This window comes from Devosia sp., from assembly GCF_017744655.1.
Lineage (GTDB): Bacteria > Pseudomonadota > Alphaproteobacteria > Rhizobiales > Devosiaceae > Devosia.
Genome location: NZ_JAGIAW010000001.1, coordinates 30,058 through 54,324, shown reverse-complemented (window position 1 = coordinate 54,324; position 24,267 = coordinate 30,058). Strand labels below are relative to the sequence as shown.

Sequence of the window (24,267 nt, the reverse complement as noted above, 5' to 3'; positions counted from 1 at the left end):
GCGGATAGCATCCGCAGAACCGCGCAAAACGGGGCGTCTTTCAACATGGAGGGCAAAAAAGTTTGCGCTGGGGGCCATGCAACTGGACCACAAACCGAGCACGGGAGGCGGCCGCTCGCCGGATCTACAGACCTCTGGGCCAACCCGAGACCATCCACCCATCGTCCCGGTGGTCCATTGCTACGGCGAGATAGATGGCCGGAAGAGGCCCGCCAATAACGACGCTTCGGCTGTAGTTCGGGCTTACACCCGATGTCAGTCGATCTTGTGAACCGTCTCGCCCTCGACCAGCGTCAGCCCGATTTCCAGGTGCTGCACGGCCCGCTCGCCATCCATCTGCTGCGATAGGAGACGCACGACGCCGCGGCCGATCGCCTCGCGATCCACCCGCACGGTACTGAGCCGGGGACTGGCCATGCCGGCAATGGGAAGGTCGTCAAATCCCATGAGCGAAAAGTTCTTCGGCAATGGAGAATCCTGCCCCAGGAGCGCATCAACCATGGAGACGGCCACGCTGTCGTTCCAGCAGAATACGGCCGTCGCCTCGTATTTGCCGCTCAGGAGCCCCGAGAGCAGTTCCTTGCCGGAATTCTCGTTGGAGATCACCACGGTGCCCACGGCATCGGGCGTCGCCGCCATGGCGGCCTCGAAGCCGCGCCGCCGCTGCAGGATCGTGTGCCGGTGCCGGAACGTATAATGCAGGATCTTGCGATGCCCTGCATCCAGCAGGTGCTGCGTCGCCATATAGGCGCCGTAGAAATTGGCCGGCGCCACCGAACTCAGCCGCATTTTTGGGTCGACGCCATTGGCAAGAACCAGGCTGATATCGGCATCCAGCGCCCATTCCACCAGCGCCTCATCGGGGTCGATCCCCGCCAACACCAGCCCACCCGCCCCCGATTTCGTCATGTGGCGCTGCACGAAATCGAGAGTCACATGGTCCTCGTTGACCAGCCGCACATCGAGCACGATGCCCGCTTCCGCGGCCTGGCTGCGCATGCCTTCGACGATACCGTGATAAAAACTCGCAAGGCTGCCGATGGCGCCATTCAATGGCACCATGGCCACGGCGCGCTTGTCGAGATTGCCCGCCGCCGGCACGTGCTTGCTTTTGTAGCCCAGCATGCGGGCAACGCGCTGTACATCGCGCCGCACCGCATCGCTGATGCCGATTTCATTGGCCAGCGCGCGCGACACGGTCGATACGGACACCCCGAGTTTTTCGGCGATATCGGCTTGACTGGCGCGCTTGCTGGGCATTTCCAAATTCCTGATTACTCCCTACGCAATATTTGCATTTTTTGAGTAACGCAAGAATTCTCGCGCGTTAACGCACCCCGAAGCGCTCCCCGAGCCATTTCATCTGCTCGCGATCCTGGAATGGCCCGCCACCTTCGTGGTTGTTAAACTCATATTCCACAATGGTTTTATCGCTGCCGGCAAAAGCCTGATAGGCGCCATAGACGGTGGAAGGCGGGCAAATGTCGTCCATCAGCGCCACCGAGAACAGAGCCGCTGCCTTGCTCTGCCGCGCAAAGTTGACGCCGTCGAAATACCTGAGCGTTTCAAAGACCTTGGCCGACTTATCCCTGTGCTGGGCCAGATAGCGTACAATCTCGAGATAGGGATCGCGCCCGGCCGTACGCACGGCCCGCGGAAAATCGCAGAGGAACGGCACATCCGGCATCACCGCCTTGACCCGGCTATCAATCCCCGCCACCGCCAGCGCGATGCCGCCACCCTGGCTGCCGCCGCAAACGGCCACGCGCTCAGGATCGACAAAGTCCTGCGCCAGCAACATATCCACGGCTCGCACGCCATCGGTGAAAAGGCGGCGATAGTAATAGTCGTTCCGGTCCAGAATCCCCTTGGTCATCACGCCCGGAATGGACGAGGTCGAGCCGATGGGGTCAGCCGTCGCACCCATGCTCCAGCTACTGCCCTGCCCGCGCGTATCCATGCGGAAATAGGCATAGCCCGACGCGGCCCAGTGCAGCAGTTCATGCGGAAAGCTGCGCCCGCCGCCATAGCCGATGAACTGCACCACCAGCGGCAGTTTTCCGTCCCGGTTCTTGGGCAGCACCAGCCAGCCTTTGACGGGATGCCCTCCAAAGCCCGGAAAGGTCACGTCGAAGGCCTCGACGAGTTTCAGCGTCGTTTCCACCGGTTCAATGTGCACCGCCCCGCCAATGCCGCGCGCTTCGGCCAACGTCTCGGCCCAGAATGTTGAAAAATCAGCGGGAATTTCCACCGCGCTGCGATAGGCACCGAGCGCAGGGTGAACGAGATCGGGAAATGGCACGGAACGATCCTGGTATGGAAGAAACTGCCCTAGCCTGCTCCCGCTACGCACAATTTTCCAGCCATGGACGGACTTTGCCACAGCAATCGCGGTCATTTATCCTAGCGATGGAAGCGAGCGATCGTAAGCCGATGAAACTGCAGGTTTTTTGCCACCGGCCTGAACATCGGCTCCGATGGGACAAAGAGGACCCGGCCAGCCACGATGTGTTGTCGCTGCTCTTCCGCCAGCGCTTCCGGCCGCGGCACGATCACCTGCCAGTCGTCGCTGGCCGTGATCAGCCCGCGCGCAAAGGCATCCGCCATGCTGGCCTCAAGCACAAGCGCATTGCCGATTTCCAGCGAACCGCCCAGTTCTCGCGGATGGATCGGCACGACTTGGAGGCGTTCATGTAGAATCTGAGCATCAGGAGCAAATTTCAACCCACTGATAGCACAACGAAAATTATAGGCCGTCAATGCGAAGCGGTAAAATGCAAGATGACTGTAGATGGAATGGGTGAACCCGGCCAAAGGCCGGTCGCCAAACCCATCCGGATCGTTTTCGTCGATCATCGCCACCCATCTCCGCAATAATCTTACGGAGATTTTACGATAGTGAAAACCACTAAGAAGAACTCACACGACAGCGTGTGGCGAGCCAGCCGTCACCGAAATGACATTTCAAAGCTCCGGCGCCTGGCATAGACTGTCGGAACGCATTTCCATTTCCTTTGCCCCAAAGGAAACGAAATGCCCGAATGCGCCCAAGCGCGGCACAAGATTGTCGATCGAGCTGGTAGAGATTTATCCCGGCCAGAACTAGATTGAAGCCAACCATAACTGGAGCGTCTCATGACCACGAAAACCCTCCTGCTCGCCGCCCTTCTGGCCGGCGTTGCCCTGCCTGCCTCCGTCCTAGCGCAGGATTTCGATCCGAACGCCTCCATCCGCATCGGCTCGCTCTATGAGCCCCAAAACCTCGACAACACCGCCGGCGCCGGCCAGGGCATCAACGAAGCCTTCAATGGCAACGTCTACGAAGCCCTCTTCCAGCTGACCGATGCCGGTTCGGTCGAACCAAAACTCGTCGAAAGCTACGAAGCCAGCGAAGACGGCCTGACCTATACCTTCACCCTCAAGGACGGCGTCACCTTCCACTCCGGCGACCCGCTGACCGCGGCCGACGTAAAGTACTCGATCGAACGCGTCACCGCGGAAGCCTCGAAGAGCTCGCGCAAGAAGAGCCTGTCCACGATCACCAACATCGAAACCCCGGACGAGAAGACGGTGGTGATTACCCTCTCGGCCCGCTCGATCTCGCTGCCCTACAACCTGTCCTATGTGTGGATCGTCAACGACGCCGCAGCTGATATCACCGCCGTTGAAGACGGCACCGGCCCGTACCTGTTGGGCGAATGGCGCCGCGGTTCGGCTCTCGCTCTAGAGCGCTACGAAGGCTATTGGGGCGAAGCGCCGACCAATGGCGAAGTGATCTACACCTATTTCACCGACGCCACCGCGCTCAACAACGCGCTGCTGACCAACGCCGTCGACGTGATCACCTCGGTGCAGAGCCCGGATTCCCTGGCCCAGTTCGCCGGCAACCCGGCCTTCACCGTCACCGAAGGCGCTTCCACCACCAAGGAACTGCTGGCCTATAACGACCGCGTCGCCCCGTTCGACAACGTCAAGGTCCGCAAGGCCCTGGCCCGCGCCACCGACAAGGCACGCTTGCTCAACTCCATCTGGGGTGACTACGGCACACTGATTGGCTCCTTCGTGCCGCCGACCGACCCATGGTATGTCGACCTCACGGGCGTCGATGCCTATGACGTCGAAAGCGCCAAAGCTCTCCTCGCCGAAGCCGGCTATCCCGATGGCTTCGAATTCACCCTCGACACCCCCGACTACGATCCGCATCCGATCGTGGCGCAGTTCCTCCAGTCCGAATATGCCAAGATCGGCGTGAAGGTGAACATCAACATCATCACCGCCAATGAATGGTACACCAAGGTCTACCAGGCCCACGATTTCCAGGCGACGCTGCAGGAGCACGTCAACCACCGCGATATCGTCTTCTACGGCAATCCCGACTTCTACTGGGGCTACAACAACCCCGACGTGGTCAAGCTGATCGCCGATGCTGAATCCGCCGGTTCGGAAGCCGAACAGGTCGAAAAACTGACCGAAGCCAACAAGATCATCGCGGAAGACGCCGCCAGCAACTGGCTCTACCTCTACCCGCAGATCGTCGTCTCGGCCGCTAATGTCACCGGCTACCCGATCAACGGCCTGAACTCCCAGTTCTTCGCCTACGACATCCAGAAATCTGAGTAGAACCGCACTCACCTTGGTCGGGAAATCCCGTTGAACACTCTGTCCACCGGCCCTTCGGCCGGTGGCTTTGCCGTTACGGCCCCGCTATTGTCGCGCCTGATATCGCGCAAGGACCAAAACCATTCTCGCCTACACCATCCGCCGCACGTTGATCCTGATCGCCTCGCTGTTCATCGCAGCGATTGTGCTGTTCGTGCTGCTGCGTCTTCTCCCCGGCGATCCCGCCAATGCCCTGCTCGGCGTCGGCGCGACCCAGCAACAGATCGCCGCCGCCCGCGCCCAGGTGGGTTCCGACCAGCCGCTTTACGTCCAGTTCGTCAGCTTCATCGGCAATCTGGCCCGCCTCGATCTCGGCACATCCTTTGTCAGCCGCGCCTCGGTGCTCGGCGAGATCGGCAACCGCATGTCCGTCACCCTGCCGCTGACCTTCTTCGGCTTCGTCGTGGCACTCGTCCTCGCCATCCCCCTCGGCATTCTGGCTGCCGTCCGCTCAGACAAATGGTACGGCGCCGCCATTTCGGTGATCTCCCAACTCGGCATTGCCATCCCCGTATTCTGGGTCGGCATTCTCCTCGTGACGCTCTTTTCCATCAATCTGCGCTGGCTCCCCTCCGGCGGTTTCCCGCTAAAAGGCTGGGCCAATTTCGGTGAAGCCATCACCGGCATGATCCTGCCATCCCTCACCATCGGCCTCGTCATGGGCGCCTCGCTCCTGCGCTACGTCCGCGCCGCCACTCTCGACGTTCTCGGCAGCGATTTCCTCCGCACCGCCCGGGCCCTTGGCGCCAGCTTCCCCGAAGCGCTGATCCGCCATGGCGTGCGCAACGGCGCCGTGCCGGTCATCTCCATTCTCGGCATCGAACTCGCCAGCACCTTCCTCGGCGCCGTCGTCATCGAGCGCGTCTTTTCGCTCCCCGGCCTCGGTTCCATGCTGCTCCTCGCCATCCAGCAGCGCGACTATCCCAATGTGCAGGGCGTGCTCTTCATCTCGACCCTGCTCGTGCTGCTGATCGGCTTCGCAGCCGACATCGCCCAGCGCCTCATCGATCCACGCCTCCGTGGCCGTGGGAGGGCGCTGGCATGAGCTCCGCCACCATGACCGCCCCCGCCGACAAGAAGTCGCACTCGCTGGCCCTCATGGCCGGGATACTGCTGGTCGGCCTCCACGTTGCCATTGGCCTCCTCACCCTCGTCTGGCTACCCTACGACCCCACCGCCATGGCCGGCGGTCGCCTTGAGGGCCCGAGCCTGCTGCACTGGCTCGGCACCGACCGTCTCGGCCGCGACCTCTTCACCCAGATGATGATCGGCAGCCGCATTGCCCTCATTGTCGGCGTGGGCGCCGTCGCCATCGGCGCTGTCATCGGCGTCACCCTTGGTCTCCTCGCGGCCTTTGCCAGCAAGTGGCTCGACGACGCACTGGCGGCAACGCTCGATATCCTCATCGCCTTCCCCACGCTGCTGATCGCCATGCTGGTAGTCGCAGCCAGCGACACGGCCAATCTCTGGTCAGCCATTGTCGCGCTAGGCATCGCCCTCTCCGCCATCGTCGCGCGTTTAACGCGCATTCTCGCCAAGCGCGTGCTGGTGATGGACTACATCACCGCCGCCCGCACCTCGGGCAGTTCGTGGCCAAAAATCGTCGCCATCCATATCCTGCCGAATATCTGGCCGACCCTCTCGGTCAATTTCGCCCTGCAATTCGGCCTCGCCGTCATCGCCGAAGCCTCGCTTTCCTATCTCGGCTTAGGCGCCCCGCCGCCAAACGCCTCCTGGGGGCGCATCCTGCAGGAAGCCCAGGGCACGGTGTATACCGCCCCCCTCGGCGCCATCGCTCCCGGCATTGCGCTGGTTTCCCTCGCCATCGGCGTCAACCTCCTCGCCGACGGCCTGCGCGACGCCATCGACCCGACGAGGCGCGCCCGATGACCGCTCTTCTCTCCCTGGAAAATCTGTCCGTCCACGCCGGCAGCAAACCGCTGGTGTCCAACCTCTCCTTCTCGCTCAACCGTGGCGAACGACTTGGCCTGATCGGCGAATCCGGTTCCGGCAAATCGTTGACCTCGCTGGCAGCCACCGGCCTACTCCCCGCCGGCCTCTCGGCCTCCGGTTCCGCCATTCTTGCCGGCAAGCAAGTGATCGGCGCCCCGGATCGCGAGCTGAACCAATTGCGCGGCACTGCCGTCGCCATCATCTTCCAGGAGCCACTGACGGCGCTCGACCCGCTCATGCGCGTCGGCAAACAAGTGGCAGAACCCCTCGCCCGCCGCGCCCAGCGCGACGGCACCCCGTTTTCCGGCACAGCCCTCGATCAGGCCGTTCTCGCCCTTCTCGACGAGGTCGCCCTGCCCGATCCGCAGCGCATCGCCAAATCCTACCCGCACGAGCTATCCGGCGGCCAACGCCAACGCATTGCCATCGCCATGGCCCTCGCCTGCAAGCCCGACCTGCTCATCGCCGACGAGCCCACCACGGCGCTGGACGTGACCACCCAGGCCGAAATCCTCAGCCTACTCGATCGTCTCGTCCGCACCCGCAACATGGCTCTCCTCTTCATCAGCCACGACCTGCCCGTCGTCGCCAACACGGTCGAGAGCGTCGTCGTGCTGCGCCAGGGCGAAACCGTCGAAACCGGCAACGTCGCCGACGTCTTCGGCAATCCGCGCCACGATTATACAAAGAGCCTTCTCGCCGCCGCCCGTCGCCTCGACGACGCCATGGAGGGCCGCGCATGAGCCTCGTCCGCGTCGATCACGTCAGTTTTGGTTACACCGCCAACCGCCGCATTCTCGATGATGTCTCGCTCGATATCGCCCAAGGCGACACCATCGGCCTCGTCGGAGAAAGCGGGTCAGGCAAGACCACGCTGCTGCGTCTCCTCCTCGGCCTCGCTCGCCCCGATAGCGGCACCATTACCTTCGATGGCAAACCCCTCGAACCCGGCAACGGCGCCTTCATGCGCGAGTTCCGCCGTCAGGCGCAGGTGGTCTTTCAGGACCCCTATTCCTCGCTCGATCCGCGCCAGACGATCCAGTCCATCATCGCCGAGCCCCTACGCTCGCTCAAAATCGCCGGCGACCACGCCAAAATGGTGGGCAATGCCCTCGATGCCGTCGGCCTCGACCGCGATGTGGGTACGCGCTTCCCGCATCAGTTCTCCGGCGGCCAGCGCCAGCGCATCGCCATAGCCCGCGCCATCGTGCCCGGCCCACGCCTGCTGCTCGCCGACGAAGCCGTTAGCGCCCTAGACCTGACGACCCGCATTCGCATCGTCGACCTCTTGGCAGGCCTCAGCAAAACCATGAGCCTCCTTTTCGTCTCACACGATATCGGCGTCGTCGCTGCGCTTTGCCGCCGCATCGTCATTCTCGAAAAAGGCCGCATCGTCGAAGCTGGCGATACCGCTGCCGTTCTCGCCAATCCCCAACATCCCTATACGCAGCGCCTGCTTGCCAGCGTGCCGCGCCTCAATCTGAACGAGGTGTCTTCATGACCGACTACGCAACCCAATATGCCGAATGGCAGCAAAAACGCCTCGCCGCCCTCAAGGCGCCCAATGGCTGGCTCAACATCATCGCCCGCGTCTGGCTCGCGGAAGGCACCGTCACGGTCGGCGCTGCCGCCGACAATGACATCATCCTCTCCTCCGGTCCGTCCTATGTCGGAAGCCTGACCCAGGATGCTGACGGCCAGGTCACTTATACGCCTGCCGATGGCAGCGCCGCCCAGGTGCTGAAACTCTCGAAGTACAGCCCGCCGCGCTTCACCGCCGGCAACCTGCTCTTGGAAGTCACCTCGCTCAACGGCGAAAATGCCCTCCGCGTGCGTGACACTACATCTGACGCGCCCAACCAGCTGCAGCCGCTCGAATATTTCCCGCTCGACCCGACCTGGCGCATCACCGCCGATTGGGTGGCCTTCGAGGCCCCCAAGGGCCTGACCATCAGCACCTCCAAGGCGATCGAGACCGAAGTCGAAGCAACCCACAAGGCCGTCTTCGCCCGTGATGGCGTCACCTACGAACTGCTCGCCACCCACGGCACGGCGGAAGCCCCGCAATTCGTCATCCGCGACCAAACTTCGCGCGACTCGACCTATGCTGCGTGCCGCTTCGTCTTCGGCGAAGATGTCACCGACAAGACCATTGTCTTGGACTTCAACAAGGCCATCAACCCGCCCTGCGCTTTCACCGAGCACGCCGTCTGCCCGCTGCCGCCGGCCGAAAACGTGCTGCCGATCCGCATTGAAGCCGGCGAAAAGCGCCTCCACGACCGATAGGCACCCAACAACAAAAGGCCCGGCAGCGTAACCGCTACCGGGCCTTTTGTTTTGAATTAGTCCCTAACGCCTTATCGCGCGAACCAGAGCAATCAGGATACAGGCGCCGAGCAGGCCAGCAATCAGATAGCCAAGCCAGCCACCGAACGAAATACCCAGAATGCCGAAGAGGAAGCTGGCGACCGCTGCGCCAATGATCCCCAGAATGATGTTCATGAAAATACCGGTCTCGGTCTTCATGATGTTGGATGCGATCCAACCTGCCAGACCACCGATAATGATCGCTGCAATCCAGCCGATACCTGCGTCGCCCATGTGAACCCCACAATTGAGAATAGCGGCTCTACCCGAGCCGCTTCAATCAACGCGGCTGAAGCGAAACAGTTGCGTGGCCTAGAAATCGAAGGTCCAGTGGCCATCCATTTCGGTAAAGCGTCCCATGCTCGGCGCCGACCATCCCCTGCCGATCGAATAAAGCCTCACCCGGCAGGTAACGACGCCATTTGGGTGCTTGGCACAATCGGTGGCTTCGAGCTTCACGCGATCTTCGACGATCGCAACGCGCTGGCGTTCGAGAATGCGCGCATTGCTGAGCATGGCGTCGATCGCCTGCGTCGGCGTTGGTCCTCCTGCAATCAGCGGTGCCTCTCCGGAACTGCATCCTGCGAGTGCCAAAACCCCAACAATAGCCAGCATACCAAGCGGCCGTATCATGGAACCCTCCTCGCCCCACAGGCAGCCATTCTAGCAAGGAGAGGTAAACCCGGGGTGTAGCAGTCCCATCGAATACATCCGTACCATCTCGTACTGCTTCGGCTTGAATGCCAGTTCCAGCTTTGCTACACGCAAAATCAGACAATCCTAGTCATATAAGGAACGCCCGTGTCAGGCAGTGCAACGACGCAGCAAACGCTGCGATTGGAAGGCATCGGGCTGAGCATCGGCTATGGCGGCACCAATGTGCTCGACAATGTCGACCTCGCGATTCCCACCGGCGAGATCACCATTCTGATCGGCCCCAATGGCTGCGGAAAATCCACTCTGCTCAAGACTATGGCACGCATCCTGACCCCATCGAACGGCAGTGTTCTACTCGACGGCAAGGATATCCATCGGCTCGACACCAAGGGCGTCGCCGCCAAGCTCGGTCTTCTGCCGCAAGGCCCGATAGCGCCCGAAGGGCTGACCGTGCGCGAGCTCGTCGCCCAAGGCCGTTTCCCGCACCAGACCCTGTTGCGCCAATGGACCCGGGCCGACGAAGATGCCGTCAATGGCGCCATGGATATTGCCGGCATCACCGATTTCGCCGATCGCAGCGTCGATACGCTCTCGGGCGGCCAGCGTCAGCGCTGCTGGGTCGCTATGGTCCTGGCCCAGGAAACCGACCTCATCCTCTTTGATGAACCCACCACCTTCCTCGACCTCAAGGTGCAGGTCGACCTGATGGATCTACTCGCCGGCCTCGCCCACCAGCGCGGCCGCACCCTCGTTATCGTCCTTCACGAACTCAGCCTCGCGGCCGCCTATGCCGACCATCTGGTGATGATGAAAGAGGGCCAGATCGTCGCCACTGGCACGCCGGACGACATCTTCACCGCCGCCCGGCTCAAGGAAGTCTTTGGCCTCGACGCGAAGGTGCTGCGCGATCCCGATAACGGCCGTATGGTCTGCGTTCCGTCGGGCTCACGTATGCGCAGCGCAGCGCCCGTGACCGCCTCATGAGCACGATGATCGCCCCCACTACCGGCACGCATCCCGTCCGGGCCTGGAGCGGCGTTCCGGTGCTTGTCGGCGTTCTGGTCCTCGCCTTCCTGCTGCACATCGCCGTCGGCGCCAAGCAACTCTCGCTCGGCACTGTCATCGAAGCGCTGACCAATTTTGACCAGACTGTCTTCGACCACGTCATCGTACGCAATCTGCGCCTGCCCCGCGCCGTGCTGGCCGTGATCGTCGGGGCCAGCCTCTCCCTCGCCGGCGCCCTGATGCAGGGCGTGACGCGCAATCCTCTTGCCGATCCGGCCCTGCTCGGTCTTACCTCCGGCGCCGCCTTCGCGGTGGTGATTGCCACCCGCGTATTCGGCCTTTCCAGCATGCTCTTCATCCCCTGGATCGCCATGCTGGGGGCGCTCGGCGCAGCGCTCGTCGTCTATCTCATCGCCCGCCTCGTGCCGGGCGGCGCAACCCCGCTCAGCCTTACCCTTTCCGGCGCCGCCATCAGCGCCTTCCTCAGCGCCGTCATCTCCGTCGTCCACCTGCTCGATCAGGATACGTTTGAAAACCTCCGCGTCTGGCTGACCGGCGGTCTGGCTGGTCGCGACATCACCCTGCTGCTCTATGTCGGCCCGCCAATCGCCCTCGCCCTCATCGGCGGCGTCCTCCTCGCCCCGCGCGTCACCGTCCTCGCCATGGGCGACGAGGTGGCCCAAGGCCTCGGCGTAAAGACCGGAGCGCTAAAAATGCAATTGCTGGCCGTGGTCGTCGTGTTGACGGCGTGTTCGGTCGCCCTCGCCGGCCCGCTCGGCTTCATCGGCCTCGTCATTCCCCACGTCGTGCGCCTCTATGTCGGCTCCGACTATCGCTGGATCGTGCCCTATGCAGCATTAGCCGGCGCCGTCTACCTCCTCGGCGTCGACACCATTGCACGCATCGCCATCCCGCCGCGCGAAATTTCTACGGGCATCATCACCGCCATGATCGGCGCACCGCTTTTCGTCCAGCTCGTCCGCCGGAGAACGCGCTGATGTCGGCCCCCGCCCGCCACTGGGTCCTGCGTAGCGGATCCGAACGGCTCGCCCTCCGCCTCCCGGTCCGCGCCCTCGTCGCCTTGGTTCTGCTCGCGCTGGTCCTGCTCCTAACCTGCTGCGTTAGCCTAGCCACCGGCACCTATGGCGTCGCCCTCAGTGAGGTCATCGACACCTTGAGAGGCCTGAGCATCAGCCGCGCTGTCGACAATGTCGTCTGGGAATTCCGCTTCCCGCGCACCCTCGCTGCCGCCCTCGTCGGCGCCATGATGGCGCTTTCAGGCGCCGCTCTGCAGAACACGACGCGAAACGGCCTCGCCGACCCTTCGCTCGTCGGCGTCAGCCAGGGCGCAGCCCTCGCCGTCGTCACCCTGACCGTCGTTTTCCCCGATGTTTCCGGGGCCCTCCGCCCTTGGGCCGCCTTTGCCGGCGCCATTCTCGTCGCCCTCGCCATCCAGGGCCTGTCCCACACCCGCCAGGGCGGCAGCGCCATTCGTTTCATCCTCATGGGCATCGGGCTTTCGACCTTCATCTCATCGATCACCTCGGCCCTCATGACCTATGGCGACATCGACCGCGCCATGGCCGCCCTCTCCTGGCTCGCCGGCTCAATCAATGCCGCGAGCTGGAGCGACGTCTGGACTTTGGGCATCTGGTGCGCGGTATTGCTCCCCGCCCTCCTCGCCATCAGCCGCAGTTCCTCGGCGACCCGCCTGGGCGAAGCAACGGCCGTTAGCCTTGGCGTTCGCACAAAGCTGATCCGCAATCTGCAACTCACCATCGCTGTGGCCCTTGCGGCCATCGCCACATCGGTCGTCGGGCCACTCGGCTTTGTCGGCCTCATCGCGCCCCATGCCGCGCGTCGCATCGCCCCGGCCGGCATCGGCCTCAATCTCCTGATCACCGCCATGGTGGGCGCCGTGCTGGTCTCGCTCGCCGATCTCATCGGCCGCGCCGCCTTCGCACCCATTCAAATTCCCGCTGGTCTGCTCACCGCCCTCATCGGCGTGCCGCTCTTCATCATGCTGATGGTGCGCAGCCGTTCCACCGCATCGCATTGATTTGGAGGATTTCATGTCGTTTCGTTTAGGCCTGCTCGCCGCCATCCTGGCCCTCGCGCTGGCCACGCCGGCTATCGCGCAGGAATTCCCGGTCACCATCGAGCACAAGTTCGGCACGACAATCATCGAAACCAAACCCGAACGCGTCGCCAGCGTCGATTATGGTGGTATCGGCAACCTGCTCAAGCTTGGGGTCAGCCCCGTTATCGTGCGCGAATGGCGCGACAAGTTCCCGTCCACGACGCCCCCGTGGGGCCAGTCGCTGCTCATCGGAGAGCCCGTGGTCTTCGCCGGAGACATCGATCCCGAGCTGGTTGCCTCGACCAATCCCGACGTCATCATCGCCCTCGCCTCCGGCATCGATGAAGACCTCTATGCAAAGCTCAGTCTCATCGCGCCGGTCGTCGCCATCCCCAGCGGCCTCGGCGATTATGAACTGCCCTGGGATCAGCGCGCCCTGATCGCCGGCCGCGCCATCGGCGCCGAGGCCGAAGCGCAGCGCCAGATCGATGCCATCCACGCCCGCTTTGCCGAAGTCCGCGAAACCCATCCCGAATGGGCCGGCAAGACAGCCGTTGTCGGCCGCATCGTCGAAGGCGAATTCAGCGCCTTCAACAAGCTCGATATCCGCGCCAAATTCCTCAACGAATTCGGCTTCGTGACGCCCACCGCGCTCGACGACATCACCGAAACCGCCTTCTTCAACCTCGTCTCGCCCGAACTCATCGAGCCGATCGATGCCGACGTTCTCGTTTGGTACGGCGGTTCGGCGGCTTTGCAGGAATCGCTCGATTACCCCGCCCGACCATTCCTTAAGGCGAGCGCCAAGGGCGGCGAAATCTTCCTCACCGATGAGCACCTCGCGGCCATCGCCCGCCAGGAGCTTCTGTCCATCCCGGTTGCCGTCGACTTCCTCGTGCCGCTGCTCGAAGCCGCTGCCGATGGCGATCCGGCAACCGTAGTCGAAGGCGACCTCCAGTAATTCCGCTCTGACCTTTCGTGGAGACTATCCGATGATCTTCCGCACTGCCTTTGTTGCCCTCACCCTGGCGCTCGGCCTCGCCCTCCCCGCCTTCGCGCAGGAAACCCGTTCCGTCACCGCCGCCAACGGCACCTTCGACATTCCAGTCGCCCCGCAACGCATCGTCGCGCTCAACGACCAGATCGTCGCCCTGCCCCTCTATGAACTGGGCGCTGCCCTGGTCGGCAGCGCCGGCCGCGTCGATGCCGATGGCAAGACTTACCTCCGCGGCGGCATGGATACCCTCGGCATCGACTATTCGAACACCGACATCAAATATGTCGGCCAGTTCAACGCCCTCGACCTGGAAGCCATCGCTGCCCTGCAGCCCGATCTCATCATCGGCGGCACCTATACCGACCCGTCCGTCGTCGACCAGCTTCAGGCCATCGCGCCCACCCTCGTGGTCGACAATAGCGCCCTCGGCCTCGTCGAAACCCTGCGCACCCTGGCCGATGTCAGCGGCCAGGCTGGCAATTTCGAAGCGCGCTACCAGCGCTATCTCGACAATGTCGAACGCACCAAGTCCTATATCGGCGACACCTCCGCCATCTCCGCGACCATGACGTTCATGTTCCCGGCCGGCGAAGAACTCTGGGTCTATCGCGCCAATCTCGGCGCCATTGCTCAGGTGCTCTCCGATCTCGGCTTTACCCAGCCTGCCGCCGTTTCCGCCCTCGAAGCGACGCAAGCCTCGTGGAGCGCAGAGCTGATCCAAGAACTCGATGCCGATTTCATCTTCGGCTTTTATCGTCAGCAGCCCGATGCCACGCCCGAAGCCGTGCGCGCCGCATACGAAAAATTCGCACCCGGCTGGTGCCAGGCCCTCACCGCCTGCAGGAACGGCCAGATGGTCCTGCTGCCCGGTCCCACGTTCGGCAGCACCATGGCCGGCCTCGACCTCGCGCTCGATCTCGTCGAGACCCATGTCGCCGGCCGTTCTTTCGTCCCGTTTGAAGAAGCCAAGTAATGGGTAAGCATGTCTTCTGCACCGATCTCTGCCGCGAACGCGGCGAGCCCCTGGCCGGCACGGGTGATGCACCCAAGCGTGTTCTCATGCTCGCCTGGCCGCGCGGCAAATGGCGGACGCCGCGCTGGGAGTCGGTCGATATGTCGCCGGAGCTCTCCGAGGTGCTGCATAAAGCGGCCCACGCCAAGCTCCATGTGGCCCTGATCGACAAGGTCGAAGCAGAAGGCAAGCTGCCGACGCTCCATGCCCTGCCGGAAAACGTCTACGCCCACTTTGCCGACGAGTCAGAGCTGATCACCGCCATTCGCGACTATGTCGGCGGCAAGGTGTTTGCAGGCACGCCGGACACGCGCCCGACCATTATCTGCTGCACCGATAGCCGGCGCGACGCCTGCTGCGCTCGCCACGGCTTTTCGACTTACAAAGCCCTGGTCAAGATCGCCGACCCGGCAGAGTTCAACATCGTCCAGGCGACCCATATCGGCGGCTGCCGCTTTGCCGCCTCGCTCGTCGTCATGCCCCAGCGCCAGCGCTACGGTCGCATGACGGCAGAGCACGCCGAAGGCTTCCTTGATGCCATCGGCCGCAACGAAGTCTACCTCCCGACCTATAAGGGCCGCTCCGACGAGCCCGAACCGGCCCAGGTCGCCGAACTCGCCGCGCTCAAATGGGCCACCGAAAACGGCCTCGGCACGTCAGCGGTCTCCCTCGGCGGCGACATTCCCGAAGACGCTCACGAAGGCGACCTTCTCACCCTCGAAGCCGAGCTTGCCGGGGCCCGGCTTTCCATTCGCATGCACGCCCAGGATTTCATGGTCCAGGGCAATTGCGGCGTCGTCGCCGAAGGCGGCGGCGAGATGACCCTGCGCTGGTGCGTGGACGAGGTTATCGCCCAGCCAAAGACAGCAGCACACTGAAGTCGTCGAAAACGGGCCCCACCCAAAGCGACACTGGAGACTAGAAATGACGCCCCTCACCCGCCACGCCGCGCTGATCGCCACGGCGGCCCTCGCCCTGCTGCTCGCCGTCCCGGCCATGGCCCAGGAGACCCGCTCCTATACCGACGACGCCGGCCGCACCGTGGAAGTTCCCGTTGCGCCCAAGCGCATCGTTACCCTCCACGACAGCTCGCTCACCGTGCCGCTCGTCGAACTCGGCATCATCCCGGTCGGCGCTTTCGGCCGCAATGGTGAGGCCGGCCCCTTCATGCGCGGCGCCGCCACGCTGACCGGCGTGACCTTTGAAAATTCCGACATCGTCAATGTCGGCGGTTCGCCTGCCGATCTCGAAGCCATCGCCGCGCTGGAACCCGACCTGATCATCACCTCGAGTTTCCAGGAAGCATCAGCCGAACAGCTCGAAGTCATCGCCCCGACTGTCTTCGTCGAAGACAATGTGCGCGGCGAACTGGCGACCTTCGAAGATATCGCCGAACTGACCAATACCCAGGACAAGCTCGCCATCCTCAAGTCGCGCTACGAGGCGCAGGTCGATCAGGTGAAGGCCGTTATCGGCGAGCGGGATATTTCCGCCTCGATCATTCTGACCCAGGAAGGCCAGATCGCCGCCTGGCACACCTATGGCGTCATCGGCAAGGTTCTGCGCGATGCCGGCTTCACCTTCCCCGCAGTGATCGACGGTCTCGAAGGCACCGAGCGCACCTTCTTCTCAGGTGAAGAACTCCCCGCCTTCGACGCCGATTTCATGTTCCTCACCTATGACGCCGCCCGCGGCCAGAGCCCGCAGGAAGCCATCGCCGATATCGAGACGGTCACCCCGAGCTTCTGCCAGTTCCTAACCGCCTGCGCGGGCGAACGCTTCGTGCTCGTGCCGCGCGAAGACGCCGTCGCTCGCTCCTATACCGCCGCCGGCATGATGGCCTCGGCCGTCCTCGCCGCCATTTCCGGCCGCGATCTCGACGCGCTGGCCGAATAATTGCAACCGGGAAACCCGATCATGTTCAAGCAACTCATCGCCGTCGGTATTTTGACCCTTGCCGGCCTCACCGCCACCCTCGCCCAGGAAACCCGCACCTTTACCGACGACACCGGCCGCACGGTGGAAATCCCCATCAAGCCGCTGCGCATCGTCTCGCTGCACGATCTCTCGCTGACCGTGCCGCTGATCGAGCTAGGCGTCTTCCCGCTCGGCAGCCACGGCCGCACCACCACCGAGGGAACGCCCTTCATTCGCTCCAGCAAGGTGCTCACCGGCGTCGACTTCGACAACTCAGACATCAAGTTCGTCGGCAACCTGCCAGCAGACGTCGAGGCGGTCGCGGCGCTTGAGCCCGACCTTATCCTGACGACTGCCTGGCAAACCGCCGACGTCGAACAGCTCCAGGCCATCGCGCCCACAGTTGTACTCGATGACAATTTCCGCTCAGGTTTTGAGATCTTCGATCTCCTCGCCGAACTCACCGGCACCGAAGACCGCCTCGCCGTTCTCAAGACCCGCTATGAAGGCCAGATCGCACAGATCAAGCGCCTGATCGACACCGCCTCAATCAGCGCCAGCGTAATCCAGGCCAATGACGGCAAGCTCTATATCGAGCACACCTATGGCACGCTGGGTAAGGTCCTCCGCGATGCCGGCTTCACCTTCCCGGCCAAGATCGAGGCAATTCCGGCCGGCGAGAGCGCCGAGTTCAGCGCCGAAACCCTGCCCGAATTCGACGCAGATTTCGTTTTCGCCACCTATCGCACCGACCAGATGCAAACTCCGGCTGATGCCATTGGTGCACTCGAAACCGCCATGCCGAATTTCTGTGAGTTCTTGCACGCCTGCCGCGAGAACCAGTTCATCGTCATCCCCCGCGAAGAGGCCTCCGCCGCGTCCTATTATGCGCTGGGTGCCATCAGCTACATGCTGATCTCGAACATCTCGGGTCGCGACTTCGTGCCCATGCCGCGCTAAGCCGCGCTCAGCACCGCCAACCACCTCGTCCCCGCGAAAGCGGGGATGAACGTTTTAAGTCAGGGATTTCCGCTTTCGCAGAACTGACAGCGTGATAAGAAGAGGCCGTTTCCGTTCCATACATGTCATTCGAGATGCCGCGATGAGCAATTCCATTTTCGCTGAGATCGTTGCCGCCATTGGCGCATTGGCCGTGGCGATCCGCCATGGCGGCGAAAACAAGTCCCCGGTCTATGGCTCCAAGCCCGATATTCCAGCGCCCAAGGCGCAGGGCAGCATCCCGACGCTGAAAATGCCGACGGCCAAGGGCTGGGAAGGCGATCACAAGCCGACCGCCGCCGCAGGCCTCAAGGTCAACGCCTTTGCTAGGGGTCTCGATCACCCCCGCCAGGTCTATGCCCTCCCCAATGGCGACGTGCTGGTTGCTGAATCCATGGGTGAATCGGGCAAGCCCAGCTCACTCTTCGATCACGCCATGTCCGCCACCATGCAGCGCGCCCGCGCCTCGGGCACGAGCCCCAATCGCGTGACCCTGCTGCGCGATGCCGATGGCGACGGCACGGCCGAAATACGTCACGCCTATATCGAAAACGTGCGACAGCCCTATGGCATGGTGCTCATCGGCTCGATCCTCTATGTCGGCGCCAGCGACGCGCTCCTCGCCTATCCCTATGATCCCGCGGCAACCAGGATCACCACGCCGGGTAAGAAGCTGATGGACCTCGTTCCCGGCGGCCACTGGACGCGCAACCTCATCGCCAGCAAGGACGGTACGAAGATCTACGTCGCCGTCGGTTCGCTGAGCAATATCGGTGATGCCGGCATGGCAGCCGAGGAAAATCGCGCCTGTATTCACGAATACGATATCGCCACCGGCACCTCGCGCATCTATGGCGCGGGTTTGCGCAATCCCGTGGGCATGGCCTGGGAGCCGACGACAGACGTGCTCTGGACTGTCGTCAACGAACGCGACGGCCTCGGCGACGAAACCCCGCCCGACTACCTGACCTCGGTTCGCGATGGCGGCTTCTACGGCTGGCCCTATTCCTATTGGGGCGTGGTCGACGATCGTGTGCCGCAGAGCGCGGCTCACCCGGCTTCCAAGCAGGACCATCCGGACTTCGCCCTCGGCGGCCACACCGCTTCGCTCGGCCTCACTTGGGTTCCGGAAAACACCCTGCCCGGCTTCCCCGCCGGCATGGCCATCGGCCAGCACGGCTCCTGGAACCGTAGCAAGCTCAGCGGCTACAAGCTGATCTTCGTCGCCTTCGAAAACGGCAAGCCCGTCGGCCTGCCGCGGGACATCCTCACCGACTTCCTCTCGGCCGACGAAAAACACTCCTTCGGTCGTCCCGTTGGCGTGGCTGTCGCCGCCGACAAGGCCCTGCTCATGGCGGACGACGTCGGCGACGTCATCTGGCGCGTCACAGGCGCCTGAGACCGGACTTGACCATGCTGACCAAAACTCTCGGCGCAGGGCTCATCACCCTCGCCGCCTCGTCCATCGCCCTCGCCCAGGAACCCCTGACGCTGACCATCGGCGTGCAGGAAAGCGGCACGGTGCAGTGGGAAATCGAGACCATCAAGTCGCTCGGCCTCGACAAGGCCCACGGCCTCAACCTCGAAGTTCGCCCCCTTGCCGATAGCCGCGCCGGGCAGATTGCCCTGCAGGCTGGTGCAGTCGACGTCATCCTCTCCGATTTCGTCTGGATCGCTGCCCAGCGCAATGACGGCAACCTTGTCACCATGGTGCCGCATTCGCTCACAGTCGGCGGTCTGATGGTTCCTGCCGATAGCGAAATCACCGACGTAGCCGGCCTCGAAGGCAAGACCATCGGCGTCGCTGGTGGCCCGGCCGACAAGAGCTGGGTCATCCTTCAGGCCTATTTCGTCAGCAAGACTGGCAAGACTTTGCCCGAGGTCGCAGAAGCCCGCTTCGGCGCTCCGCCCCTCGTCAATGAGCTCTTGGGCAATGGCGGCGTCGATGCCGGCCTCAACTTCTGGCAGTGGAATGCCCGCGCCAAGGCCGCCGGCATGCACGAACTGCTCTCGGTAAAAACCATGCTGGCTGAACTCGGCGTCGCCAAAGCGCCGCCGCTGCTGGGCTGGACCTTTACGGAAGCAACCGCCGAAGCCAAGCACGACGCAGTGGTCCGCTTCCTCGACACTTCCTTCGCCGCCAAAGAGGTGCTGCTCACCGACGATACGGCCTGGGAAAGTTTGAAGGGCCTGATGGGCGCCAAGGACGATGCAGCGCTCTTCGCACAGCTGCGCGAGGATTATCGGGCCGGCATCGTCTCCGCATACGATCCCGAGGACACAAGCGCCGCCGAACAGACCTTTGCCCTCCTCGCCCGCTTCGGCGGCAGCGAAGTCGTGGGTGAGGGCCAAAAACTGTTGCCGGGGACATTTTGGCCGGGCTACCGCAAATAGGCGAACCCCAGCGCGCAGGGCCCAAACACGCCCTGCCGCTGCTCGAACTCCTGTCCTTCCCGATCCTGCTGCTAGTCTGGCAGGTCCTCGCCATGGCGCTGGCCCACAGGCTGTTTCCCTCGCCCATCGCCGTCGGTCAGGAAATGCTGCGCCTCGCGACGGAAGGAAAACTCCTCGCCGATCTCGCCAAAACGCTCTGGCGCGCCAGCCTTGCCTTCATTCTCGCCATGCTGATCGGCACCGCAATCGGCATCTTGATTGGCCGCAAAAGCTGGCTCGATCGCCTCTTTTCAAGCTGGCTCCTCGTCGGTCTCAACCTCCCCGCCATCGTCGTCGCCATCGCGCTCTATATCTGGCTCGGCCTCACTGAAACCGCGTTGATCCTCGCAGTGGTCATCAACAAGGTACCGCTGGTCGCCACCACGATCCGCGAAGGCGTGCGAAGCTTTGCCCCCGAATTCGACGAACTCGCTTTGGCCATGCGCTGGCCTCCAGCAAAACGTCTCCGCCTGATCTTCCTGCCCCAACTCATGCCCTTCGTCCTCGCTGCTGCGAGAACCGGCCTGTCGCTGATCTGGAAGATCGTCCTCGTCTTCGAAGTTTTGGGCAGCGACGGCGGCATCGGCTACCGCGTCAGCCTCTTCTTCCAGTTCTTCGACATTACCGGCATCCTCGCCTACACCTCCGCCTTCATCCTCGTCGTCCTCACCATTGAATATGGCATACTGCGCCCCATCGAACGGAGGGTGCTGCAATGGCGATCGGCCCAGGCCTGAAAATATCGATCGACGAAAAGCGCTACCCCGGCAGCGCCGCGCCTACTTTCTCCGGCTTCGGAGCCGAGATCTCGCCTGGCAGCGTCACCGCCATCCTCGGCCCATCTGGCATCGGCAAGTCGACGCTCCTGCGCATCATTGCCGGGATCGACAGAGACTATTCCGGCAACGTAACCATCGACGATCAACCCGCCGCCGAAGCCGCTCCGCCGGGCTTTCTTTTCCAGGACCCGCGCCTGCTGCCCTGGCTCACGACAGCAGACAATGTCCGAACCGCCGGCACAGGCGTCAGCACCGAACAAGCAATGGTCGCCCTCGGCAGGACGGGCATTTCCGACCAAGCAAGTCTCTACCCGCACCAGCTCTCCGGCGGCATGCAGCGTCGTGCCGCCCTCGCCCGCGCCCTGGCCCTCAATGCAGGCCTACTACTGCTCGACGAGCCTTTCGTGTCGCTCGACCGCATCCTCGTTGAGGAAATGTATCGGTTGATCGCATCAGTCGCTGCCTCGGACGGGCCGACGATGCTTCTCGTCACCCACATGGCCGAAGATGCGGCACGCCTCGCTGACCGCGTGCTGGTTCTGTCCGGTTCACCACCCCGCATATCGGCGGACTTCCACCTGCCGATTCCGCCATCTCAGCGCGACGCAACCACGCTTGATGCCTACAAGCAACACATTGGAACTTCTTAGCGCTCGTAGTCGTAGTTGAGCGGCATATGGATGGTAAACGGCGTGGGCGTGCCTTCTGGCGGCCGCGGTATAGGCGAACTGGCGTAGACCAGATCACGCGCAGCATCATCCAGCGAGGCAAAGCCGCTCGATTTGCTAACACTGGCTGACTGCACATTGCCCACCGCATCTATCGTGAAGCTCACCGTGACCCGGCCCTTCTCGCGACGCCGCTCCGCACCGGCGGGGTACTTCAGACGCCTGCCAAGATGGCGATAAACACTAGCCTGCCAACTGTCGAGCTGCGATCTGCTTGGCTCTGCGCTGTCTGACTGTTGCGGCGCGGCAGCCTGCTGAGCTTGCTGCGCCTGCGGCTTGGGTGCCGAAGCCAGTGATGCAGCCTGCGGCGGCGGCGAAGCCCGACGGGGCGGCGGCGTAAAGTCGGTTTTCGGCGTATTGGCGCGCGTTTCCGCAATGCGCGGCGACATGGTCACCGGCACAGGCAGGTTTGGATCGACAGGCTCAACCGCCGGCTCCTCGGGCAAAGGCTCCGGCTCTGGATTCGGCTCCGGCTCTGGTTCCGGCCGTTCAACCGTCGCCATCTGCCGCTGGATCACCACGGCGGGCTCCGGCACCTCCACTTCGGGCACTTCGATGATCGGCTCGACCGGCTCAGGCACCACAGCCGGCTCTGGTTCCGGCACGGGTTGAGGTTCGGGCTCCGGCTCCGGCGGCGGTTCGATTTCAGCCTCGGCGGTCTCGACGACCTCTTCGGGCTCGACCACTTCTTCCGGTTCCGCAATCTCTTCCGGCTCAGCCTCCGGCGGCTCCGTCACCGGCTCGGGTTCTTCGGCCGGCTCGGCTTCCTGATCAGGCTCAGCCTCACTCGGCGGCGTGGCCTCGGACGCAGCCGAAAGCTCGCCTTCGGGCACGTCGAGTTCCTCGGTCACCTGCGATACCGCAAAATCGGCGAATTCGATGACCATTGCCCCCGGCGGCGGACCGGCGGCTTCTTCCTTGGGTACAAAGGTTTGATAGGCCCAGTAGCCCCCCACGAGCCCTGCAATAACCAGCAGGCTCGCTGTCGTCCAAAGAACGACGTCGCCCTTTGTGGCGCGCAAAAAGTCTTCTGCGACAAAGCTGTCGCCTGGCTTGGTCATTCTGCCGCCTGAGCGTCCTGGCCGTTCGGCACGGCCACGGCATTGGCCGATTCCAGACCCACCAGCGCGATGCGCACATAGCCGGACGAGCGCAAGAGGTTCATCGCCTCCATCAGGTCGCCATAGGCCACCGCCGCATCGGCGCGGAGGAACACACGGGTTTCGCGATCACCTTCGGTCACCTTGTCAAGCGAGGCCGCAAGTGCCTCACGCGCAACTGTGTCATTGCCGATAGCCAGGCTCAGATCGTCCTTGAGCGTAACGAAAAGCGGCTCTTCCGGGCGCGGAGCCGGCGTCGCATTGGAAACCGGCAGGTCCACATTGATGTCGACCGTCGCCAGCGGTGCCGCCACCATGAAGATGATCAGCAGAACCAGCATGACGTCGATGAACGGCGTCACATTGATCTCGTGATTGACGTCGAGCTCGTCGCCCCCGCCGTCCTTGATCCGACCGGCCATGCCCCTACTCCGCCGCGAGAGCGGTCGGGCCGCGCGTGATGGTGAGAGCGGCACGATCGAGATCGCGGCTCACGAGGCGTTCGATACCAGCCGAAACATCGGCCAGCAACTGCCGGTAGCCGGTGACCGAGCGGGCAAAGGCGTTGTAGATGACCACGGCCGGAATAGCGGCCACGAGACCAAAGGCCGTCGCCAGCAGGGCTTCGGCAATACCAGGCGCCACGACGGCAAGATTGGTCGTCTGCGTTTCGGCAATGCCCACAAAGGCATTCATGATGCCCCAGACGGTGCCGAAAAGACCAACAAATGGCCCCACCGAACCGACGGAAGCCAAAATACCAAGGCTCTGCGAAATCTTGCGGCCCGCAGCGACTTCAATCCGGCTTAGACGCGACGACACTCGTTCCTTGATGCCACCGGGATCAACACGGCCCACGAGATCGCTCGACATCTCAACCTCTTCGGCCGCCGCTTTCACCAACATGGCGCCAATACCCCTGCGGCTGGCCATAACTGTCGCAACACTTTCGAGACTATCGGCCTTCAGTACTTCGCGCAGCGCCTTGTAGGCACGGCGACGTGCCCCGGAGAGCTGCATGCTCTTGGCCACCCAGATGATCAGCGTGACCAGCGACGCGGTGAGCAGCCCCACCATGACACTCTTCACGACATAATCGGCCGCCATGAACATGCCCCAGGGGGAGAGGTCGTGGCCCTGAAGGCCCGTCTCAACCATAGGCAGATCTGACTCCGCCCTTGGCGCAATGGCAGCGTCGGCCGCCACCGGCGCCGTTGCTTCCGCGGCAGGAGCAGACATTGCCGGGTTTGTATCTGCGGGCGCCGTTACCGCCGGAGCACCATTCTGCACGGGCGCAGCCTCCTGGGCCACGACCGGAAGGGCGAGGCCGGAAATAAGGAGAAGACCAGCGACAGCGTAAAGCGCGCTTCTGTTGCGGATGAGACGATCAGCCATGAGGACACTACCCTTGACAAAGCACCTGCTGTCAACCGGGCGCCAGATCAACTGATCCGAGGCAACTCGCCCATGGGGCGCGGCACATGCAGAAGCTCAATGCCGCTCACCTATTAAAGATGACGTTTATTGTCAAGAAAAGGGAAAGACGATTGAGCTGATCGCGCAAGGATTTGCACCGATCGC

The 24,267-nt window shown here is 63.1% G+C and carries 26 protein-coding genes; 18 read left to right on the top strand and 8 right to left on the bottom strand.

What is annotated here, in order from left to right:
• Positions 1–255: 255 nt before the first annotated feature.
• The 3 genes from J7557_RS00235 to J7557_RS00225 form a co-directional block, all read right to left on the bottom strand.
• Positions 256–1,260 (bottom strand): LacI family DNA-binding transcriptional regulator, encoded by a 1,005-nt coding sequence (locus J7557_RS00235; protein ID WP_291416181.1) that lies wholly within the window; start codon positions 1,258–1,260, stop codon positions 256–258.
• 67 nt (positions 1,261–1,327) lie between these two features.
• Complete coding sequence (locus tag J7557_RS00230; protein WP_291416179.1) at positions 1,328–2,302, bottom strand: acetylxylan esterase; 975 nt, start codon at positions 2,300–2,302, stop codon at positions 1,328–1,330.
• Positions 2,303–2,403: 101 nt separating this feature from the next.
• Positions 2,404–2,856, bottom strand: coding sequence for a hypothetical protein (locus J7557_RS00225; protein ID WP_291416177.1), 453 nt, complete (start codon positions 2,854–2,856; stop codon positions 2,404–2,406).
• A gap of 279 nt (positions 2,857–3,135) precedes the next feature.
• Here J7557_RS00225 and J7557_RS00220 point away from each other — a divergent pair, with 279 nt between their 5' ends.
• The 6 genes from J7557_RS00220 to J7557_RS00195 all read left to right on the top strand — a co-directional run bounded on the left by J7557_RS00220 (position 3,136) and on the right by J7557_RS00195 (position 8,898).
• On the top strand, positions 3,136–4,620 hold the full coding sequence (locus J7557_RS00220; protein ID WP_291416175.1) for an ABC transporter substrate-binding protein: 1,485 nt from the start codon (positions 3,136–3,138) through the stop codon (positions 4,618–4,620).
• A gap of 136 nt (positions 4,621–4,756) precedes the next feature.
• Positions 4,757–5,704 (top strand): ABC transporter permease, encoded by a 948-nt coding sequence (locus tag J7557_RS00215; protein ID WP_291418234.1) that lies wholly within the window; start codon positions 4,757–4,759, stop codon positions 5,702–5,704.
• On the top strand, positions 5,701–6,549 hold the full coding sequence (locus J7557_RS00210; protein ID WP_291416173.1) for an ABC transporter permease: 849 nt from the start codon (positions 5,701–5,703) through the stop codon (positions 6,547–6,549). The genes J7557_RS00215 and J7557_RS00210 overlap by 4 nt, the downstream gene beginning before the upstream one ends.
• Positions 6,546–7,355 carry an ABC transporter ATP-binding protein gene (locus tag J7557_RS00205; protein WP_291416171.1) on the top strand — a complete coding sequence of 270 codons (810 nt, stop codon included), beginning with the start codon at positions 6,546–6,548 and terminating at the stop codon, positions 7,353–7,355. The genes J7557_RS00210 and J7557_RS00205 overlap by 4 nt, the downstream gene beginning before the upstream one ends.
• Entirely contained in the window at positions 7,352–8,113 is a 762-nt protein-coding gene (locus tag J7557_RS00200; RefSeq protein ID WP_291416169.1) for an ABC transporter ATP-binding protein, read from the top strand. Before J7557_RS00205 ends, J7557_RS00200 begins: the two co-directional genes overlap by 4 nt.
• Positions 8,110–8,898, top strand: a complete 789-nt coding sequence (locus J7557_RS00195) for a DUF1684 domain-containing protein (protein WP_291416167.1) — start codon at positions 8,110–8,112, stop codon at positions 8,896–8,898. The genes J7557_RS00200 and J7557_RS00195 overlap by 4 nt, the downstream gene beginning before the upstream one ends.
• Positions 8,899–8,961: 63 nt before the next feature.
• Here the strand turns inward: J7557_RS00195 and J7557_RS00190 are convergent, their stop codons facing one another.
• Entirely contained in the window at positions 8,962–9,213 is a 252-nt protein-coding gene (locus J7557_RS00190) for a GlsB/YeaQ/YmgE family stress response membrane protein (protein ID WP_291416165.1), read from the bottom strand.
• A 78-nt stretch (positions 9,214–9,291) separates the two neighbouring features.
• The gene (locus J7557_RS00185) at positions 9,292–9,612 is read right to left on the bottom strand and encodes a hypothetical protein (RefSeq protein ID WP_291416164.1); all 321 of its coding nucleotides are present in this window, start codon (positions 9,610–9,612) and stop codon (positions 9,292–9,294) included.
• A 168-nt stretch (positions 9,613–9,780) separates the two neighbouring features.
• Between J7557_RS00185 and J7557_RS00180 the strand changes: the two genes are divergently transcribed.
• The 12 genes from J7557_RS00180 to J7557_RS00125 all read left to right on the top strand — a co-directional run bounded on the left by J7557_RS00180 (position 9,781) and on the right by J7557_RS00125 (position 21,508).
• The gene (locus tag J7557_RS00180; RefSeq protein WP_291416162.1) at positions 9,781–10,620 is read left to right on the top strand and encodes an ABC transporter ATP-binding protein; all 840 of its coding nucleotides are present in this window, start codon (positions 9,781–9,783) and stop codon (positions 10,618–10,620) included.
• The gene (locus tag J7557_RS00175; RefSeq protein ID WP_291416160.1) at positions 10,617–11,639 is read left to right on the top strand and encodes an iron ABC transporter permease; all 1,023 of its coding nucleotides are present in this window, start codon (positions 10,617–10,619) and stop codon (positions 11,637–11,639) included. The genes J7557_RS00180 and J7557_RS00175 overlap by 4 nt, the downstream gene beginning before the upstream one ends.
• On the top strand, positions 11,639–12,700 hold the full coding sequence (locus J7557_RS00170) for an iron ABC transporter permease (RefSeq protein WP_291416158.1): 1,062 nt from the start codon (positions 11,639–11,641) through the stop codon (positions 12,698–12,700). Before J7557_RS00175 ends, J7557_RS00170 begins: the two co-directional genes overlap by 1 nt.
• Positions 12,701–12,713: 13 nt before the next feature.
• Positions 12,714–13,682: an ABC transporter substrate-binding protein gene (locus J7557_RS00165; protein ID WP_291416156.1), complete on the top strand. Its 969-nt coding sequence runs from the start codon at positions 12,714–12,716 to the stop codon at positions 13,680–13,682.
• A 31-nt stretch (positions 13,683–13,713) separates the two neighbouring features.
• Positions 13,714–14,691, top strand: coding sequence for an ABC transporter substrate-binding protein (locus J7557_RS00160; RefSeq protein WP_291416154.1), 978 nt, complete (start codon positions 13,714–13,716; stop codon positions 14,689–14,691).
• The gene (locus tag J7557_RS00155; protein WP_291416153.1) at positions 14,691–15,608 is read left to right on the top strand and encodes a sucrase ferredoxin; all 918 of its coding nucleotides are present in this window, start codon (positions 14,691–14,693) and stop codon (positions 15,606–15,608) included. Before J7557_RS00160 ends, J7557_RS00155 begins: the two co-directional genes overlap by 1 nt.
• Positions 15,609–15,654: 46 nt before the next feature.
• Positions 15,655–16,626 carry an ABC transporter substrate-binding protein gene (locus J7557_RS00150; RefSeq protein WP_291416151.1) on the top strand — a complete coding sequence of 324 codons (972 nt, stop codon included), beginning with the start codon at positions 15,655–15,657 and terminating at the stop codon, positions 16,624–16,626.
• 21 nt (positions 16,627–16,647) lie between these two features.
• Entirely contained in the window at positions 16,648–17,607 is a 960-nt protein-coding gene (locus J7557_RS00145) for an ABC transporter substrate-binding protein (protein ID WP_291416149.1), read from the top strand.
• Between the two features lie 142 nt (positions 17,608–17,749).
• Positions 17,750–19,045, top strand: a complete 1,296-nt coding sequence (locus J7557_RS00140) for a sorbosone dehydrogenase family protein (RefSeq protein ID WP_291416148.1) — start codon at positions 17,750–17,752, stop codon at positions 19,043–19,045.
• A 14-nt stretch (positions 19,046–19,059) separates the two neighbouring features.
• Positions 19,060–20,040: an ABC transporter substrate-binding protein gene (locus J7557_RS00135; RefSeq protein WP_291416146.1), complete on the top strand. Its 981-nt coding sequence runs from the start codon at positions 19,060–19,062 to the stop codon at positions 20,038–20,040.
• On the top strand, positions 20,019–20,816 hold the full coding sequence (locus tag J7557_RS00130) for an ABC transporter permease (RefSeq protein ID WP_291416144.1): 798 nt from the start codon (positions 20,019–20,021) through the stop codon (positions 20,814–20,816). The genes J7557_RS00135 and J7557_RS00130 overlap by 22 nt, the downstream gene beginning before the upstream one ends.
• On the top strand, positions 20,795–21,508 hold the full coding sequence (locus J7557_RS00125; protein WP_291416143.1) for an ATP-binding cassette domain-containing protein: 714 nt from the start codon (positions 20,795–20,797) through the stop codon (positions 21,506–21,508). The genes J7557_RS00130 and J7557_RS00125 overlap by 22 nt, the downstream gene beginning before the upstream one ends.
• On the opposite strand, the gene J7557_RS00120 is transcribed toward J7557_RS00125, so the two are convergent.
• Genes J7557_RS00120 through exbB form a run of 3 tightly spaced genes read right to left on the bottom strand, consistent with a single transcriptional unit; the run spans position 21,505 to position 24,081 of the window.
• On the bottom strand, positions 21,505–22,647 hold the full coding sequence (locus tag J7557_RS00120; RefSeq protein ID WP_291416141.1) for an energy transducer TonB: 1,143 nt from the start codon (positions 22,645–22,647) through the stop codon (positions 21,505–21,507). The two genes, J7557_RS00125 and J7557_RS00120, sit on opposite strands and share 4 nt — an antisense overlap.
• Complete coding sequence (gene exbD, locus J7557_RS00115) at positions 22,644–23,108, bottom strand: TonB system transport protein ExbD (protein ID WP_291416139.1); 465 nt, start codon at positions 23,106–23,108, stop codon at positions 22,644–22,646. Before exbD ends, J7557_RS00120 begins: the two co-directional genes overlap by 4 nt.
• 4 nt (positions 23,109–23,112) lie before the next feature.
• On the bottom strand, positions 23,113–24,081 hold the full coding sequence (gene exbB / locus J7557_RS00110) for a tonB-system energizer ExbB (protein WP_291416137.1): 969 nt from the start codon (positions 24,079–24,081) through the stop codon (positions 23,113–23,115).
• Positions 24,082–24,267: the final 186 nt, after the last annotated feature.